At 46.8% G+C, this 15,213-nt stretch carries 14 protein-coding genes and 1 riboswitch; of the genes, 13 read left to right on the top strand and 1 reads right to left on the bottom strand.

Features of this window, described 5'->3' with window-relative positions; genetic code table 11:
* Window positions 1–120: 120 nt before the first annotated feature.
* Window positions 121–2,952, top strand: coding sequence for a PAS-domain containing protein (locus HH301_RS13460; RefSeq protein ID WP_169569406.1), 2,832 nt, complete (start codon window positions 121–123; stop codon window positions 2,950–2,952).
* A gap of 54 nt (window positions 2,953–3,006) precedes the next feature.
* Here the strand turns inward: HH301_RS13460 and HH301_RS13455 are convergent, their stop codons facing one another.
* Window positions 3,007–3,366, bottom strand: coding sequence for a TMEM165/GDT1 family protein (locus HH301_RS13455; RefSeq protein ID WP_206378307.1), 360 nt, complete (start codon window positions 3,364–3,366; stop codon window positions 3,007–3,009).
* 10 nt (window positions 3,367–3,376) lie between these two features.
* Window positions 3,377–3,479, bottom strand: a riboswitch (yybP-ykoY riboswitch).
* A gap of 98 nt (window positions 3,480–3,577) precedes the next feature.
* Between HH301_RS13455 and HH301_RS13450 the strand changes: the two genes are divergently transcribed.
* From HH301_RS13450 to HH301_RS13395, 12 genes are all read left to right on the top strand, one after another.
* Window positions 3,578–4,330 (top strand): SDR family NAD(P)-dependent oxidoreductase, encoded by a 753-nt coding sequence (locus HH301_RS13450; protein WP_169569405.1) that lies wholly within the window; start codon window positions 3,578–3,580, stop codon window positions 4,328–4,330.
* A 47-nt stretch (window positions 4,331–4,377) separates the two neighbouring features.
* Window positions 4,378–5,160, top strand: a complete 783-nt coding sequence (locus HH301_RS13445; RefSeq protein ID WP_169569404.1) for an enoyl-CoA hydratase/isomerase family protein — start codon at window positions 4,378–4,380, stop codon at window positions 5,158–5,160.
* Between the two features lie 378 nt (window positions 5,161–5,538).
* The gene (locus HH301_RS13440; protein WP_169569403.1) at window positions 5,539–6,090 is read left to right on the top strand and encodes a CARDB domain-containing protein; all 552 of its coding nucleotides are present in this window, start codon (window positions 5,539–5,541) and stop codon (window positions 6,088–6,090) included.
* A 630-nt stretch (window positions 6,091–6,720) separates the two neighbouring features.
* A complete protein-coding gene (locus HH301_RS13435) occupies window positions 6,721–7,761 on the top strand; it encodes a TRAP transporter substrate-binding protein (protein WP_169569402.1) in 1,041 nt (346 codons plus the stop codon).
* A gap of 82 nt (window positions 7,762–7,843) precedes the next feature.
* Window positions 7,844–8,359, top strand: coding sequence for a TRAP transporter small permease subunit (locus HH301_RS13430; RefSeq protein WP_169569401.1), 516 nt, complete (start codon window positions 7,844–7,846; stop codon window positions 8,357–8,359).
* Entirely contained in the window at window positions 8,352–9,668 is a 1,317-nt protein-coding gene (locus tag HH301_RS13425) for a TRAP transporter large permease (RefSeq protein WP_169569400.1), read from the top strand. Before HH301_RS13430 ends, HH301_RS13425 begins: the two co-directional genes overlap by 8 nt.
* Complete coding sequence (locus tag HH301_RS13420; RefSeq protein ID WP_169569399.1) at window positions 9,668–10,159, top strand: GAF domain-containing protein; 492 nt, start codon at window positions 9,668–9,670, stop codon at window positions 10,157–10,159. Before HH301_RS13425 ends, HH301_RS13420 begins: the two co-directional genes overlap by 1 nt.
* 21 nt (window positions 10,160–10,180) lie before the next feature.
* Window positions 10,181–11,407: a metal-dependent hydrolase family protein gene (locus HH301_RS13415; protein WP_169569398.1), complete on the top strand. Its 1,227-nt coding sequence runs from the start codon at window positions 10,181–10,183 to the stop codon at window positions 11,405–11,407.
* A 54-nt stretch (window positions 11,408–11,461) separates the two neighbouring features.
* Window positions 11,462–12,595 carry a C4-dicarboxylate TRAP transporter substrate-binding protein gene (locus HH301_RS13410; protein WP_206378306.1) on the top strand — a complete coding sequence of 378 codons (1,134 nt, stop codon included), beginning with the start codon at window positions 11,462–11,464 and terminating at the stop codon, window positions 12,593–12,595.
* A 102-nt stretch (window positions 12,596–12,697) separates the two neighbouring features.
* Window positions 12,698–13,318, top strand: coding sequence for a TetR/AcrR family transcriptional regulator (locus HH301_RS13405; RefSeq protein ID WP_169569396.1), 621 nt, complete (start codon window positions 12,698–12,700; stop codon window positions 13,316–13,318).
* A 15-nt stretch (window positions 13,319–13,333) separates the two neighbouring features.
* Window positions 13,334–13,879: a TRAP transporter small permease subunit gene (locus HH301_RS13400; protein WP_169569395.1), complete on the top strand. Its 546-nt coding sequence runs from the start codon at window positions 13,334–13,336 to the stop codon at window positions 13,877–13,879.
* On the top strand, window positions 13,876–15,198 hold the full coding sequence (locus HH301_RS13395) for a TRAP transporter large permease (protein WP_169569394.1): 1,323 nt from the start codon (window positions 13,876–13,878) through the stop codon (window positions 15,196–15,198). The genes HH301_RS13400 and HH301_RS13395 overlap by 4 nt, the downstream gene beginning before the upstream one ends.
* Window positions 15,199–15,213 lie beyond the last annotated feature (15 nt).

The raw sequence follows: 15,213 nt of genomic DNA, 5'->3' as shown, positions 1-15,213 counted from the left end.
GTAGGTGTTTTGCATACTGCTAGAATTCTTTTTTATGTTTGCCGTTGTATAAATATTTCGATAATGAATTTGTGATAGTTATTTAAAGTATAAGTTGTTCACGTTTTTGGTGCCGCAGTCTTGACCGATCAAGATAAAGAAAATTTGAATTTTCTGAACTCCATTCCTCATGGGGTCTTTGTTTTCGACGACAAACTGAATTTGGCTGGCTATAACGACGCGGCGCTTGAGATACTCGACTTTCCTTCAGACTTGGCCATGATTGGCACTCCCCTTGAATCACATATCAGGTTCAATGCGAAACGAGGCATATATGGAGAAGGGGATGTAGATGAGTTGGTTTGGGAGCGAATGAACCTCATTCTACAGCGTCAGCCATTTGATTTCGAGTTTCCAAGATCCGATGGGCGAGTTGTAAAGCGTTTTGGTAAATTTGATGACCGTGGATGGTTGACGATTACGTTTACAGATGTAGGGGAACGTGCCAAAGCTGAAACGGAAATGAAGCGGCTCAATGAACTCCTGGAACAGCAGAACTTTATCCAGGATCAAGAGATACAAAAAGTTCGTCAGGAACTTGAAAGCCGCAGTCGTATACTTCAGCTCATCATCGATAATATTAGTGACGGCGTTTCATTGATAAGCCGTGACAAAGAGCTGATGCTTGCGAATGATCGGCTGTTTGAACTGTTGGAAATGCCTGTTGAAATGAATAGGCCTGGCTTGCCTGTTCAAGAGATTTATCTTCTTGAGGCCGAGAAGACTAAAAGTGAGGGGCAGACACTTCAAGAGGAAGCGGAGCGATTGGAAGAGTTTGCCTTTGGCTCAGACAGTTCTGAGATAGAGCGAGTTCTTCATGAAGATAAAATCATCAAATTGTCACGCAAAATGGTCAAGGAGGGGCTTGTCACAACCATCTCGGACGTCACAAGTCTGAAGAAAGCTCAGAAGCAGCTTGAAGATGCCAATAAGGCATTGAGTGAAAAGATAGATGCACAAGGGATTGAGTTGGACGAGCAGCGAAGGCTCGCAGATCAGCTCTTAAGTGCAATTGATACTTCTGATACCAGTATTCTGTTGTTTGACACGAACGACTGTCTTCTCTTCGCTAACAAGCGATATGAAGTGCTTAACCCAGAAGGCGCGAAACTTCTCTACAAGGGCATTCCGTATCGTGAGTTTATGCAGAAAATGCTGGCCAAGGGAATTTATCCTAAAGTAGGCGACACAATAGAGGACTATATAAACGCCCGTATAGAGAAATTAGAGAGGGAAGGGTCTGCAAATCTTGTTGAGAAAAACAGGTTTGGAAGATGGTTGCAGATCCATGAGCATAGATTACCGGACGGCTCAATGCTCTCGATGGCAAACGATATCACAGAACTCAAGCAAGCAGAAATTGAGTTGGAGGAGAATGAAGAGCGTTTCAGGGACTTTGCTGAGGACGGAGCTGACTGGTTTTGGGAGATGAATGAAGACCTCAAATTCTCGTTTGTTACCGGCAAGGTCGCAGAAATTATTGGTATCACTCCAGAAGATATGTTGGGCAAGACACGCCATGAGGTGGTCGGTCTGACTGAAGAAACGGCTAAAAGTAATTGGAATGATTATCTGGATGATGTGCCGGACGAAATCTCTTTTACCAGCCCGACATTGCGTGTAGTTCGCCCGGACGGAGAAGTTCGTTATATCGTGACGACAGGTAAACCAATTTATCACAAGGATGGGTCGTTCAAAGGGTATCGTGGTGTCGGTCGGGATGTAACAGATCTAACCCGGGCCGAAGAAGCGTTGAGGCGGTCTCAAAAAATGGATGCTGTTGGTCAGCTAACTGGGGGGATCGCCCATGATTTCAACAATATCTTGGGTATTGTTTATGGAAACCTTGAATTGCTGTCTGAGCAATTGCCAGAGGACTCGCCTTTAAAAGCATTTGCGGAAAATGCGCTAAAAGGAGCTAGTCGGGCGTCCGAACTGACGCATAAATTGCTCGGGTTCTCCAACCATCATCATGGGAGTATCTCAAGGGTATGCCTCAATGATTTGATCGAAGAGACAAACACGTTGATGTCAAAATCACTCACAGCAAGTATTGAGATTGAGACTGATTTGGCCAGCGATCTGTGGGATGTTGCGATAAACAAGGGAGATTTCGAAGACTCGCTTCTTAATCTGGCGTTAAATGCGAAAGATGCAATGCCGAATGGGGGGCGCTTGGTCATTGAAACCAAGAATGCCACTTTGGATGAAAAGCATCTTCAAGGATACTCAGATGTTGTGCCGGGTAAGTATGTAATGCTCTCCTTCAGTGATGATGGAGTAGGTATGAGCAGGGAAGTACGTGAGCGCGTGTTTGAGCCGTTTTTTACCACAAAAGATGTGGGTAAGGGGACTGGCCTTGGCCTCAGCATGGTTTTCGGATTTGTGAAGCGGTCTGGTGGTTTCATCAACCTATATTCAGAACCCGGAAGTGGGACCACGTTTAAAATTTACCTTCCGACTGCCAAAGGCACCACCTCTAATGACGTAAGAGAAATTGAAATTAATAGCCTCCCAGTTGGGAACGGTGAGAAAATCCTTGTCGTCGATGATGAGGCTGATCTCCTGGAGATATCAGCAAAGGCGCTGAAGCGACTTGGATATCAGGTTTTGATTGCTGACAGCGCAAGCAAGGCTATCGAAATTGTTCAGTCAGATGAGGATATTGATCTGTTTTTTACAGACGTAATCTTGCCAGGCGGGATAGACGGTTATCGGTTAAAGGATGAGGTTTTAAAACTTCGGCCGAATATCAAAACTCTGCTAACCAGTGGTTTTACTGGCAAGCAGAGTTTCAAAGACGGAAATCTGGATAAGGGTGAAGAGCGGTTGGCGCGGAACGAATTCGTTCTGCAAAAACCGTTCACGCGGCATGAGCTTGCGACAATAGTAAAAGACGTTTTATTGTCTTGAACATAGGCGAAAATGCTGCTGTCAGGCTATTTGGATAGCCCACAGATGTTAGGCTCAGCTAGTTTGAAAGTGGCTCCAGACAGTCCAGGCACCAATTGCAATAAACCCGATACCCGCAATCAGTTTAAGCGGGATCATTGTCAAATATTTTTCTGCGGCAGTTCCCAAAACCACAGCGATTGCTGTAGAGGCAACCAATGCAAGAGCGGCGGCCATAAAAACCAGATAAGGAGACTGCTGCTTGTCTGCAGCGAACAGAACAGTTGCCAACTGAGTCTTATCCCCCAACTCAGCAAGAAAAACAGTTACGAAAATAATTAGCAGTTGTTGCATCAGACCTTGAGTTTGGGAAGTTGGCAAATTCAATGACGGACTGACCAGCCAACTTCCCGTGAAGTGGTCAGTACTCGCCATTGGTCTTGCCAAACCGAAGTTTTCCGGTCACCTGCACCATGGCCTTGGCCAAGTCTGTTGATACAGGTTCTGATGTGTCTCAGAAGGCTACTCCCCAACGGAATGTCCGTGTTTAGTCATCTGATCTTGCGATGTCAAGAAACTCTCCATTGTCAGTTTTTATAGCTCAGTCTAAAGTTTCATAAAAAGTAGATTTTGGGGAGTTGGACTAATGACAGAAAAAGTCGCGATAGTAACGGGCGCAGCTCGTGGGATTGGCCTTGCCACAACCAAGACATTCTTAAATGAGGGATGGCGAGTGGTTATGGTGGACAGGGACGGGGAAGAGCTTGAAGTCGCCTCAAGAGATCTCAAAAACACATTAGCAGTTGCCGCAGATGTTTCCATTGAGAGTGAGGTGGAGCATGTGTTTAAGGAAACTATAGATCGTTTTGGGCAAGTGGATGCGCTCGTCAATAACGCCGGAGTGGCAGACTTCGGGCCCATTGAAGAAACCGACTTTAAACGTTGGCGCCGAGTTATGGAAACGAACCTGGATGGTGTTTTTCTGATGTCACAGGCAGCAACTCCTTATCTGAAAAGCTCAAAAGGGGCGATCGTGAATATTGCTTCTATATCTGGCTTGCGCGCTTCAACTTTGAGGGTTGCTTATGGAACGTCAAAGGCCGCTGTGATCCATTTGACGAAGCAACAGGCGGCAGAGTTGGGTGAATATAACATTAGGGCCAATTGTGTCTGCCCGGGACCTGTCCGCACTAAATTGGCGATGGCGGTCCATACGCAGGACATTATTGATGCATATCACGATGCAATTCCGCTTAATCGGTACGGTTCAGAGCAAGAGATTGCTGAAGTTATTTGTTTCCTCTGTTCCGAAAAAGCCTCCTACGTAACGGGTCAGATTGTAGCGGCTGATGGCGGTTTTGAGGCAACGGGCGTGGGTTTGCCAGCGTTACGGAAATAAAGGCATATTGAATAGCTCCGATAAAAAATAACAAGAAAGGAAAGTAGATGAGCGATGTACTGGTTGAAAAAGAGGGAAATCTGTTAAAGCTGACATTAAACAGACCTGCACAAATGAATGCACTCTCTGATGAGATGAAACAGGTGGTGCTTGATGAGGTTATGGATGTCATCACCAATAAATCCGCGCGAGCGATATTGCTGAGCGGGGCCGGGAAGGGGTTTTGTGCTGGTGCTGACCTTCAAGGAGATAGTCTTGCCAGCCGGCGGGAAAAAATTGAAGGTTACATGATGGCTGGCGTCAATAAGATGGTGCAAGCTCTTCATGAGGTTCCTGTCCCTGTGATCGTTGCACTCAATGGACCCGCTGCTGGTGCAGGCTGTGGTCTTGCCTTAGCCGGAGATCTCATTATCGCCAGCCAATCAGCAAAGCTGGTGACAGCCTTCTCCCGCATTGGGGCTGTTCTCGACGGGGGAATGTCGTGGGCGCTAACCCATAAAGTTGGCCCTGCCCGGGCAATGGGAATGGCCATGTTTGGGGGAAAAGCAATAACTGCGCAGCAAGCCTTGGAATGGGGGTTGGTTTGGGAGGTTGTCGAAGATGATAAATTACAGGAGCGGTCGCTAGAATTGGCAAGAACACTTGCAGACGGGCCGACGGTTGCCCTTGGGTTGATTAAGCGTCAAATTGCTTATGCGCAGAACAATTCAATTGCCGACGTCGTTCGGTTTGAGGCAGCCTGTCAAGCCGAAGCATTTCGAAGCGAGGATTTTCCCGAGGGTGTCACTGCGTTCCAGCAGAAAAGGAAGCCAAACTTCCTTGGTAAGTAGGTCGCCACAAATAGTTGTTTGCCCGTAGTTTAGATTTTTCTGCTAAACTGTCGAACAGTACAGTAAGGTTGTCAGGTTCTTTTGGTCTATGAGCATGGGGCGGGGCAGTGGGCTTAACATGTTTATAGCTCAGGGACGAAAACGCTGGCTCTGAAGATGTGTCCTTGGGCGTGTTTGTTGGAAATTTTTTTTATTAAGATTGATTTCCAAGCGAGTTCTCCAAGTGTATCTCAATAGAAAATTACAGCTGTAAGCGCCAGAAAACAGCTAATTTGTGAAGTTTTTCTGGGAGAGCTAATTTTTTTCGGAATTTTTTTGAACCGAATTGGAACTGGGTGCGACCAAAGGGTATCACAACATGATTTGAGGATGATCAAAATGAAAATGTTTAACGTTACTACACTTGTTTCCGCCGCTGTTCTTTCTGTTGTTGCCTTTAATGCAATGGCTGCTGGTTCCAGCGGTCCAAAGCCACGCTGTCCACTTGGACAAATTGCAGTTCTGGAGCAGGGCTCCTGGCACTGTGAAGAAGCAAAACTGAAAGCCAAAGAAACCACTCAGCGCAATACTTCAGCAGCACCAGCAGCAACACTGCAGAAAGCCAAAATCAAATTGCCAGACTATGCGGTTCTGGGTGCAGCACGGAAAATGGGCACAACAGATACCTTTGTTGTTCAGGTGAAAAACATGGGAACAGCGGGTGCCCCACAAGGTGTGTTGTTCGGCCAGCATTACCTGAAAAACAACCAGTCCTGGGGTGCAGATGCCATCATTCCGCCATTGGCACCAGGTCAGGCCAAAGCAATTACGATCACTATTCCGCCAACCAACTATGAGCGCGGTGATCGGATGGTCTTCGCAGCTGACTATTTCAAGCAGCTTGTTGAAAGCAATGAGAACAACAACAAATACGCAATGACTTACAAATAAGACCCTGAACTGACTGATCTCTCCCACCTGTCAGGTCTTCTTAGAAAAGCCCGGTTTCAACACCGGGCTTTTTTTGGTCGCAAGCTTCATGTCTGAGAAACAGCTTTAATCCAGTCGATGAAGGCAAGCCTGTTTTTTGTCCGATTCTGTTTCAAATCGGTTTTTGAAAGCTCAATGTTTCTGTAAGAAGTAATAAACTGCATTTGTGAATTGTAAAAAGCAAGCTCCCATAATGTGCACCAATCTATTCAATTGGCGCCTCGGGAAAAAGCCGTTTTGGTTTTATGAGATTTACTCTCCTAGTTGGATAGGCGTATGCGCCAGAGCCTATTTTCCTCAGTTTGAATGCAGTAATAAAACTGGCCTTAAGTTGCTGAATTTTCACCTAAGTTACTCCTCAAGGAAAAGGGTGGGTAACTAACGTTGGTGAGTTGGCTGGAAGTCAACCTCGCTTCAAGACGCATGCCGAACATTTGGGTTCGAATATATAACGTTTACAGGATTTGTGGTGGCTGGTTAAGTCTGTTTGTGCATGTGCGAAATAAATAATATTAAAAACAAACAGTATTGACTGTTTTTTAATGAGATTGTAATCCAACTGTCATCTAACAGCAAAACTGGGAGGTTTTTATGGGAAACCACGCTAATGGAAAACGACAGTTGATTAAAAGGTTGGTACTGGGGAGTGCATTGGCAGGATTTGTACAAGTTTCTGCACTTGGGGGCTTGCTTTCACAAGCAAGTGCTGCAGAAAGTTGGGATCTTGCCAATGCCTACGGTGCAACATCAATTCACGCAGAAGGTGATATGGTGTTCGCAAAAGCTCTGGAGGAGTTTAGTAAAGGTCAGATTAAGGTGACTGTGCACCCGGGTGGTGCGTTGGGATATAAATCATCAGATCATTTTGATGCAGTCGGCGATGGTGCCGTTGAAATTGCAGATACGCCAGCTGGCTTCATGGGGGGGATCGACGCGTTTACGTTGCTTTCTTCAATTCCGTTCTTGGTGAAGACGGTTGAAGAGGCACGTATTTTAAAAGATATCGCTTTTGAAGAGTATGAAAAATTCTTCGAACAGAACGGTCAAAAGTTACTTTACGCATCACCCTGGCCGGCATCAGGTATTTGGTCCAAAGAACCCGTGCGAGAAGTTGCAAACCTCAAAGATTTGAAAATTCGCACTTATGATCCAGGTGGGACAAATACTTTCAAAGAAATTGGAGCCGCACCTATTCAGCTTGCTTGGGCAGATGTGGTTCCACAATTGGCAACAGGTGGCATTTCCTCAGTCTTGACCTCTGCGGAAGGTGGCGTGAGCCAGAAGTTTGTAGAGCACACGCCTTACTTTACGGAAATCAATTATGCCCTGCCACTTAACTTTGTTCACATGAACAAGGATGTGTTCGACAAATTGACTCCAGAACTTCAGGACGCTGTTGAAAAGGCAGCAGAGGCCGCATCAACACGCAATTGGCAGGAAGTCGTCAGCCGCACAAAGTTGAACTACGACAAGGTTGAAAAAGATGGGGGCACTTTGATCCTCACGGGTACGGACGGCCTGTTGAATGGGCTTTCTGATGCTGGCAGGACGGCCTTGAATGATTGGCTCAAGAAAACCGGACCTCGCGGTGAAGCCATCATTAATGAGTATCGCAAAAGAACAGGTAAATAGATCCTTCTCCTGTTCCATTTCCGATGAGGAGGCGTTCAATAGGCGCCTCCTTTCCTAGAAAAACAAGAAGATAGGGAGCGTCATGCCAGATAGGATTATTAATCGCCTAAGCCGGTTCGCAGCAGTTTTGGCCTGCATAATCTTGGTCCTTATGGTTGCCATGATCATGCTCGAAATTTTGCTAAGAAGTGCGTTTAACACCTCTACTTATGTTCTGGATGAATTTGTAGGATATGGTGTTGCCGCCATGACATTTCTGTCTTTTGCAGCAACTCTGAAGGACGGCGTATTTATCCGGGTTGAAATGATCCTTTGCAGGCTTGGGCCAGGGTTGAGACATGGCGTGGAGATTATCTCTTGTCTGTTGTCTGCTGGTGTTTTTTCTCTTCTTACTTTCTATTTTGGACGTCTTCTGATCCGCAATTTTGAACGCGGTGTCGTCAGTAATTCAATTGCTGAAGTTCCTTTATGGATTCCGCAAAGTTTTGTTGTTGCCGGTCTCGCGCTTCTTGTCCTGCAGTTCCTGTCAATGACCACCATACTTTTGCGAGGAAAGGACCTTCGTCATCATCCAGAGATGGAGGCAAGTTATGACTGAGCTCGGTGTTGGCCTTACCGTTTTGTGTTTGATTTTTCTGTTTCTGGGAAGCGGTGTCTGGGTTTTTATCGGTTTGATTTTGGTGTCCTTTACCACCCAATTTTTTATTCTGGATTTTCCAATCAGCAGAATTGGATCGATTGCGTCGAAGATTATGCTGAGAAGTGCCAGCTCATGGGAATTAGCCGCGATCCCAATGTTTATTTGGATGGGAGATATCATCTTTCGAACGGATATTTCTCAACGACTATTCAAGGGCCTGGCCCCTTTGGTGGCGCGCGTGCCAGGGCGTCTTCTTCATGTCAATATTGTTGGCTGTACCTTGTTTGCGGCTGTGAGTGGATCAAGTACGGCAACGACCGCGACTGTCGGCAAGATCTCTCTCGAGGAGCTCTCCAAACGCCAGTATGATCCTTTGCTCTCTGTAGGATCTCTAGCTGGGGCTGGTAGTTTGGGGCTCCTCATCCCACCCTCCATTGTCATGATCGTTTATGGCATCTTGGCTGAAGTCTCAATTGTTTCTCTTTTCGCTGCTGGAGTCTTTCCTGGGCTGATGGTCGCAGCACTGTATTCTTTATACATAGCGCTTCGCGCCGAGTTGGACCCAAAAATCAAAACGACACTGGCCGTGGAAGACAAACAGCCAATTGGCCTCAAAGATTTTTTCAATTTATTGCCTATCTTTATTCTGATTTTCGTGGTGCTTGGTTCGATCTATTCAGGTCTGGCAACCCCATCAGAAGCGGCTGCAATTGGGGTCGTTACAGCTATCCTGATTGTGACATTCACGGGGCAGCTATCTTTTGCGTTGATTGCAGACTCACTGATTAACTCAGTCAAGATGTCTGCAATGGTTGTGTCCCTGGTCATTGCAGCTGCCCTTTTATCCACAACCATGGGCTACCTGCATCTTCCACAATCAATTGCGAATATGATTGGTGGGCTTGATTTATCGCCTTATGGGCTGATCCTCATGCTGGCCTTGTTTTATATAATGCTAGGATTGTTCCTAGAAGGAATATCCATCACGGTTATGAGTTTACCGATTACTCTGCCGCTCATAGTGCAGGCCGGGTTCGACCCGATGTGGTTCGGTATTTTCCTCATTTTGATGGTTGAGCTGGCAACAATTACGCCACCGGTCGGATTTAACCTCTTTGTATTGCAGGGGCTAACAAATATGCCCATCAGCCGGGTGGCTCGGGCATCAGCACCATTCTTTTTATTGCTATGTCTCGGGGTCGTGATCCTCACAATTTTTCCACAAATAGCGCTTTGGCTGCCAACCTTTTTAAAAGGAGCCGGGTAATGCAAGATCCCATTACAAAACTCATCCGAATAGTTGCCGAGGAGTCTGATCAGGAAAAAGTCTATTCCTGTGCAGAAGATGTTCTCCAAAGCCAAATAGGTCACCGCCTGTTTACTGTTCTTCTATACGAGCCATCCTATAAACTCGTCTCTCGCTGTTATAGCAGTGATCCAGAACATTTTCCTGTCGGTGGAAATAAGATCTTAGGCGAAACGCTATGGGGACGAGAAGTCCTGAAGGGCGGTAAAACTCTGATGTCCCGAAACCGAGAAGAGTTAAAGATGGTCTACCCTGATTACAGCCTCTTATTCAGCCTTGGACTGGGCTCGGCCGTCAATATACCGGTGAAAAGCGGAGGCAGGACACTCGGTATGCTCAATCTCTTGCATGACGAATACTTCTACACACGAGAAAAACTAAAGGATGCGGATTTGATCGCGGGATTACTCGCGGGGACATTTAGCCAGGTGTCAGAGGCTATGTACGCCTGATCCGCTGAGGAGACAGATTTTATGACGAGTAAAACACTGACATTGATGAATGCCAATATTCTGGATGTACGCCAGGGCGCTCTTATCGGCCTACACAATATTTATATTGAAGATGGCATTATCCGTCAGATTACAACAGGTGAGCCGCATTTGGCGGAGCAGGTTTTCGATCTTGAAGGCAAAACTCTGATGCCGGGTCTTTGCGATGCCCATGTTCATGTTGTCGCCTCAACAGCCAGCTTTCCTGACCTGCAGACTTGGTCACCCTCCTATGTCGCTGCACGCGCGGGGCAAATCCTATCTGGCATGATTAGCCGTGGGTTTACTACCGTTAGAGACTGTGGGGGTGCCGATTATGGGTTGGTGAAATCGGTTGAGGAAGGATATCTCATTGGGCCGCGGGTCCTTTTCTGTGGGCATGCCATTTCACAGACTGGTGGACATGGAGATATGCGAGGACCGGGTGAGGATTGGGAGGCTTGCACCTGTTGCTCTGGTCTTGGGCGTGTTGTTGATGGTGTCCCAGAAGTCCGGAAAGGGTGCCGGGATGAAATCCGCAAGGGTGCGCATTTTATCAAGGTAATGGCGTCTGGAGGGGTCTCTTCCCCTACAGATCGGATTGGGAATACACAGTTTTCCATGGATGAATTGACTGCTGCTGTCGAAGAGGCGGAGGCTGCGGAAACATATGTGGCCGCTCATGTGTATACAGCCCGGGCCGCAAGGCGAGCCCTGGAATGTGGGGTGCGCTCGATTGAACATGGCAATCTGATCGATGAAGAATGCATGGACATCATGATCGAAAAGGGTGCTTTTCTGGTGCCAACCATGTCCACACATGAAGTTTTGAAAGAAGAAGGGATCCAAAATGGCCTTTCGGTTTCTATGCATGAAAAGGTTGATGCTGTTGTGGAAGCTGGATACCGAACCCATTCTCGTGCAGCCGAAAAGGGGGTCAAGATGGTATTCGGAACAGACCTTTTGGGCGCTATGCACAAGCATCAGCTAAATGAATTCAGGATCCGGAGCCAGTTTCAAAAACCTGCCGATCTGATCCGTTCTGCAACTCTAACGGCAGCCGAGCTTTTTCAAATGGAAGGCAAGATCGGTGAGATTTCTGAAGGGGCTTTCGCTGACTTAATTGCCGTGGATGGAGATCCGTTGAGAGATATTGGGGTTTTGCAGGATCCGGACCGGTATCTGAAGCTTGTACTTAAGGAGGGCCATGTGTTTCGCAACGGATTGTAAGGACTTTAAACTTGAAGTGTCGAAGGGGCGGCACTCATCATCAAAGAGGAGGTTATGATGAAAAGGTTATTGGGAGGGCTCGTTTCGGTCTTGATGTCGAGTGCGCTCGGAATGCGGATTGCGAGTGCCAATGAGATTAAGGCAAATATCTTTTTCCCTGCGCAACACCCACTGGCGAAACATGGCTATGTAGAGTGGGCAGAATCCTTGAAGGAGTTATCCGGTGGTCAGCTATCTGCCAAGGTCTTTACCGGTACTGTCCTTTTGCCGCCAAGGTCTGGCATGTCAGGCGTTCGAGATGGTATTGTCACAGTTGGTTATCATGCGGCAACATACACACCAGCGGAGTTACCGGTGACAAACGCAATCCAGGAGATGGGCTTCAATTATAGTGACCCTCTGGTGATGATCGCAGCCGCGACAGATTTCAATACAAGTAATCCGGATGCATTGAAACAATGGCACAATGCTGGTGTCGTCTTTACCGGTGGGTACAGCACACCATCCTATAATCTTATGTGTCGAAATCCTGTTCAGTCACTTGCTGATTTGAAGGGAAAACGCCTGCGTACAGCTGGCGCTGCCATGTCCAGATGGGTTGAGAAAATTGGTGCCGTGCCCGTGAACGTACCCTCAAGCGAAATGTATCAAGGGGTAGAGAAGGGAACACTGGATTGTGCAGTTAATGTTGCAAATGATTTGAAGTCACGCAGTCTCTGGGATGTGGCCAAGCATACGACCATGGCACCGCTAGGCCTATATTGGTCTGGACCGATGTGGGCGTTTAATGCCTCTTACTGGCAGGAAATATCACCTGAAGCCCGTGCTTTGTATTTTAAGGCTAATGCGCGTGCAATGGCGCGGCTTTACGTTGGGTACAAGGATGCTGTGGATGAGGCTTTAAGCGAAGCTGCGGATCATGGGGTGAAAGTTTATGAAGCACCACAAGATATCCTGAATTCAATTAGGGATTTTGCCAAAGCAAACCTCTCTGAAGTTTATAAAAAGGGAGAGGAAAAATACGGTCTTAAAAACTCAGAGGAAATCCTAACCTCTTTTGATGCCACTGTTAAAAAGTGGGAGGCCTTGTTCGCATCAGCAGATCGGAAAGATGCGATAGCGATTGAAAAAATTATTTACGATAATCTGTTTGCCAAGCTCGATCCGGCAACTTTTGGCGTAAATTAAACCGGTTAGGGGAAAACTCCCGGAGAACCGGATTTGGTTTTCCCTTAGCTTTCATGTTAATGACACTCTTGACCCAGTATAACTTCTGACAAGAAGGTCACGATGAACAGTATAGACAAGCCAAACAAACAGGCCGTCCGGTCTTTAAAAATGCAAGAAAGGGTTTTGAATGCGACCCTGGACTGCATCTATGAGGATGGGATGCAGCGTGCATCGACAACAGAGATTGTCAAACGCGCAGGCGTTTCTCGGGGGGCGATGCTCCATCATTTCCCGTCAAAGGAAGTCCTGATTGCGGCGGCGGTTGAAAAATTGCTGGATGATGAAATCGACATCATCCGCAGTGAGGCGGATGCCTATGCCCGTAAGGAAAAAACGATTGATGATTTCGTTGATTTTCTTTGGGAACGGTTTTCTGGCAGATTGTTCATGGTGACCATGGATTTCTTATCCAGTGCACGAACTGACGATAGCCTTCGTCAAGCTGTCATTCCGGTAAGTTTGAACTTCCATGCCTCCTTAAATGAGATATGGAAACAGTTTTTTCATTATGAAAAATCCTCACCAGACAAGGTTCAGATTCTTCTGAATACCACATTATGCCTGATGCGGGGAATGGCTGTTCAGACTGTTATCCGGGATGATGATGCTTACTACACCAGTATTCGGGCTGCCTGGAAAGCAATTCTGCATGACTTGTTGGATGAGGAGGCTGCGGTCTAATGGCTTATCCAAAGAATGAAAATAGAAGAGCTAACTGACCTTCCTTTAGAGAAGATATGTCGCAATCTGACCCTCTTTATGATGGGGCTTTGCTGCCTGTTCCTAGTGCTGATGATGCTGCATGTCGGCGCTGATGTTCTGTTGAAATTAGCTTTCAACAGCCCAATAGTTGGGACATTGGAGACTGTATCCTACTACTACATGGTGAGCCTTGTATTTTTGGCATTGCCATTTGTAGAATTTAAAGGAGAGCATGTCGCGGTCGATCTTTTCTTCCAAAAATTTCCAAGAAGACTGAAGCAAATTGTCTATATTTTCGGGACGATCTTGGCGGCGCTTTACTATGGGCTGTTTTCCTATGTCACCTTTTTGGATGCGCTGATTGCAACGAGCCAAAAAGAAACCGTCATGGCCAATTTTCTTTTTTATGTTTGGCCAAGCCGTTGGGCCTTACCAATCGGGAGTGCGGTTCTTGTCCTAATGCTTCTGTTGGCCGCAATTAGAGCAGGGGTGCAAAGTGCTTTGCCTGAAGATAATCACCAGGTGGAGAGCACAATATGAGCAGCGGTGCTATCGGCATTATGGGTGTGGTGGTAACGCTTCTGCTTATGGGCCTTAGGGTGCCGATTGCTGTTGCGCTTGGGGGTGTTTCCATTGTTGGCATAATTTGGATGCTAAACCTGCAAGCGGGTCTCGGGATTATTTCAAGTGTCCCTTTTAACTTCATCGGAAACTGGGCGCTGACTGCCGTTCCTATGTTTCTTTTGATGGGCTATGTGTGTACCACCACAGGAATGACAAATGGGCTTTTTCGCGCGATGCGGATCTTCTTGGCGCGATTACCGGGTGGTCTTGCCGTAACAGGTGTGGCAGCGAGCGCGCTTTTCGCCTCCGCGTCTGGTTCAAGTGTTGCTACGGCCTCAGCCATGGCTCGGATTGCCGTACCTGAAATGTTGGCTCATCGTTATGACAAGGGACTTTCAAGCGGTGTAATCGCAGCCTCCGGAACGTTAGGATCTTTAATTCCGCCAAGTATTCTTATGGTGCTTTACGGGATTTACGCCGAAGTTTCCATTGGAGCTCTATTCCTTGCGGGATTTTTGCCAGGTGTTGTTTCGGCGCTTCTCTATATGGGGATGATTGTTCTTCGCTGCTGGCGAAACCCAGAGCTTGGCGGTGGGGTTGAAAGCTTGCGTGAAAAATTCACCTGGGATGAAAAGCTGGGTGCTTTGAGAGAAGTTTGGCCGTTGCCCGTTTTAATTTTTGCAGTTCTGGGAGGCATATTTACCGGGCTTTTTTCGCCAACTGAGGCCGGGGCTGTTGGTGCGATACTTGCTATCTTAATTGCAATCGTCAGAAAACAGCTTACGGTTGAAAGTTTTAAGGAAGCGGTTGTTTTTGCTGTTGTAGGTTCTTGCAGTATTTTTGCAATCTTGATTGGGTCTTTGTTTTTCACGCGTTTCCTGGTTTTGAGTGGTCTGCCTACGGATCTTGCAGATTTTGTGTTATCGCTGACCGATGGGAATGCTTATCTAATCATTCTAGGGGTGGCGGTAATTTATGTGGTGTTGGGAATGTTCGTCGAGTCCATTGGGCTTATGCTCCTGACCTTGCCCATCATTTTACCCCTGGTTGGCGGAGCCGACATGAACCTGATTTGGTTTGGAATCATTGTTATTAAGTTATTGGAAATTGGGCTTGTTACGCCGCCGATAGGATTGAACGTTTATGTAATCAAAGGGGCGCTCGGGTCATCTGTTTCCTTGCAGGAAATATTTAAGGGTGTGTCCTGGTTCATACTGATGGACATAGCAGCATTGCTTCTAATTGTGTTTTTGCCAGAGCTCTCTCTTTTTCTGCCTGAACTCATGTGGGATTAGGGTTACTCCCGCCAC

This window comes from Sneathiella limimaris (genome assembly GCF_012932565.1).
GTDB lineage: Bacteria > Pseudomonadota > Alphaproteobacteria > Sneathiellales > Sneathiellaceae > Sneathiella > Sneathiella limimaris.
The sequence above is the reverse complement of the archived record's forward strand: the minus strand, read 5'-3'. Positions and strand labels throughout refer to the sequence as shown.

Bases quoted from the DNA above. Each gene is read 5' to 3' on its own strand.
- HH301_RS13455 (WP_206378307.1), bottom strand. From the start codon at position 3,366: ATGGCGAGTACTGACCACTTCACGGGAAGTTGGCTGGTCAGTCCGTCA.
- HH301_RS13450 (WP_169569405.1), top strand. From the start codon at position 3,578: ATGACAGAAAAAGTCGCGATAGTAACGGGCGCAGCTCGTGGGATTGGC.
- HH301_RS13445 (WP_169569404.1), top strand. From the start codon at position 4,378: ATGAGCGATGTACTGGTTGAAAAAGAGGGAAATCTGTTAAAGCTGACA.
- HH301_RS13440 (WP_169569403.1), top strand. From the start codon at position 5,539: ATGAAAATGTTTAACGTTACTACACTTGTTTCCGCCGCTGTTCTTTCT.
- HH301_RS13435 (WP_169569402.1), top strand. From the start codon at position 6,721: ATGGGAAACCACGCTAATGGAAAACGACAGTTGATTAAAAGGTTGGTA.
- HH301_RS13430 (WP_169569401.1), top strand. From the start codon at position 7,844: ATGCCAGATAGGATTATTAATCGCCTAAGCCGGTTCGCAGCAGTTTTG.
- HH301_RS13425 (WP_169569400.1), top strand. From the start codon at position 8,352: ATGACTGAGCTCGGTGTTGGCCTTACCGTTTTGTGTTTGATTTTTCTG.
- HH301_RS13420 (WP_169569399.1), top strand. From the start codon at position 9,668: ATGCAAGATCCCATTACAAAACTCATCCGAATAGTTGCCGAGGAGTCT.
- HH301_RS13415 (WP_169569398.1), top strand. From the start codon at position 10,181: ATGACGAGTAAAACACTGACATTGATGAATGCCAATATTCTGGATGTA.
- HH301_RS13410 (WP_206378306.1), top strand. From the start codon at position 11,462: ATGATGAAAAGGTTATTGGGAGGGCTCGTTTCGGTCTTGATGTCGAGT.
- HH301_RS13405 (WP_169569396.1), top strand. From the start codon at position 12,698: ATGAACAGTATAGACAAGCCAAACAAACAGGCCGTCCGGTCTTTAAAA.
- HH301_RS13400 (WP_169569395.1), top strand. From the start codon at position 13,334: ATGAAAATAGAAGAGCTAACTGACCTTCCTTTAGAGAAGATATGTCGC.
- HH301_RS13395 (WP_169569394.1), top strand. From the start codon at position 13,876: ATGAGCAGCGGTGCTATCGGCATTATGGGTGTGGTGGTAACGCTTCTG.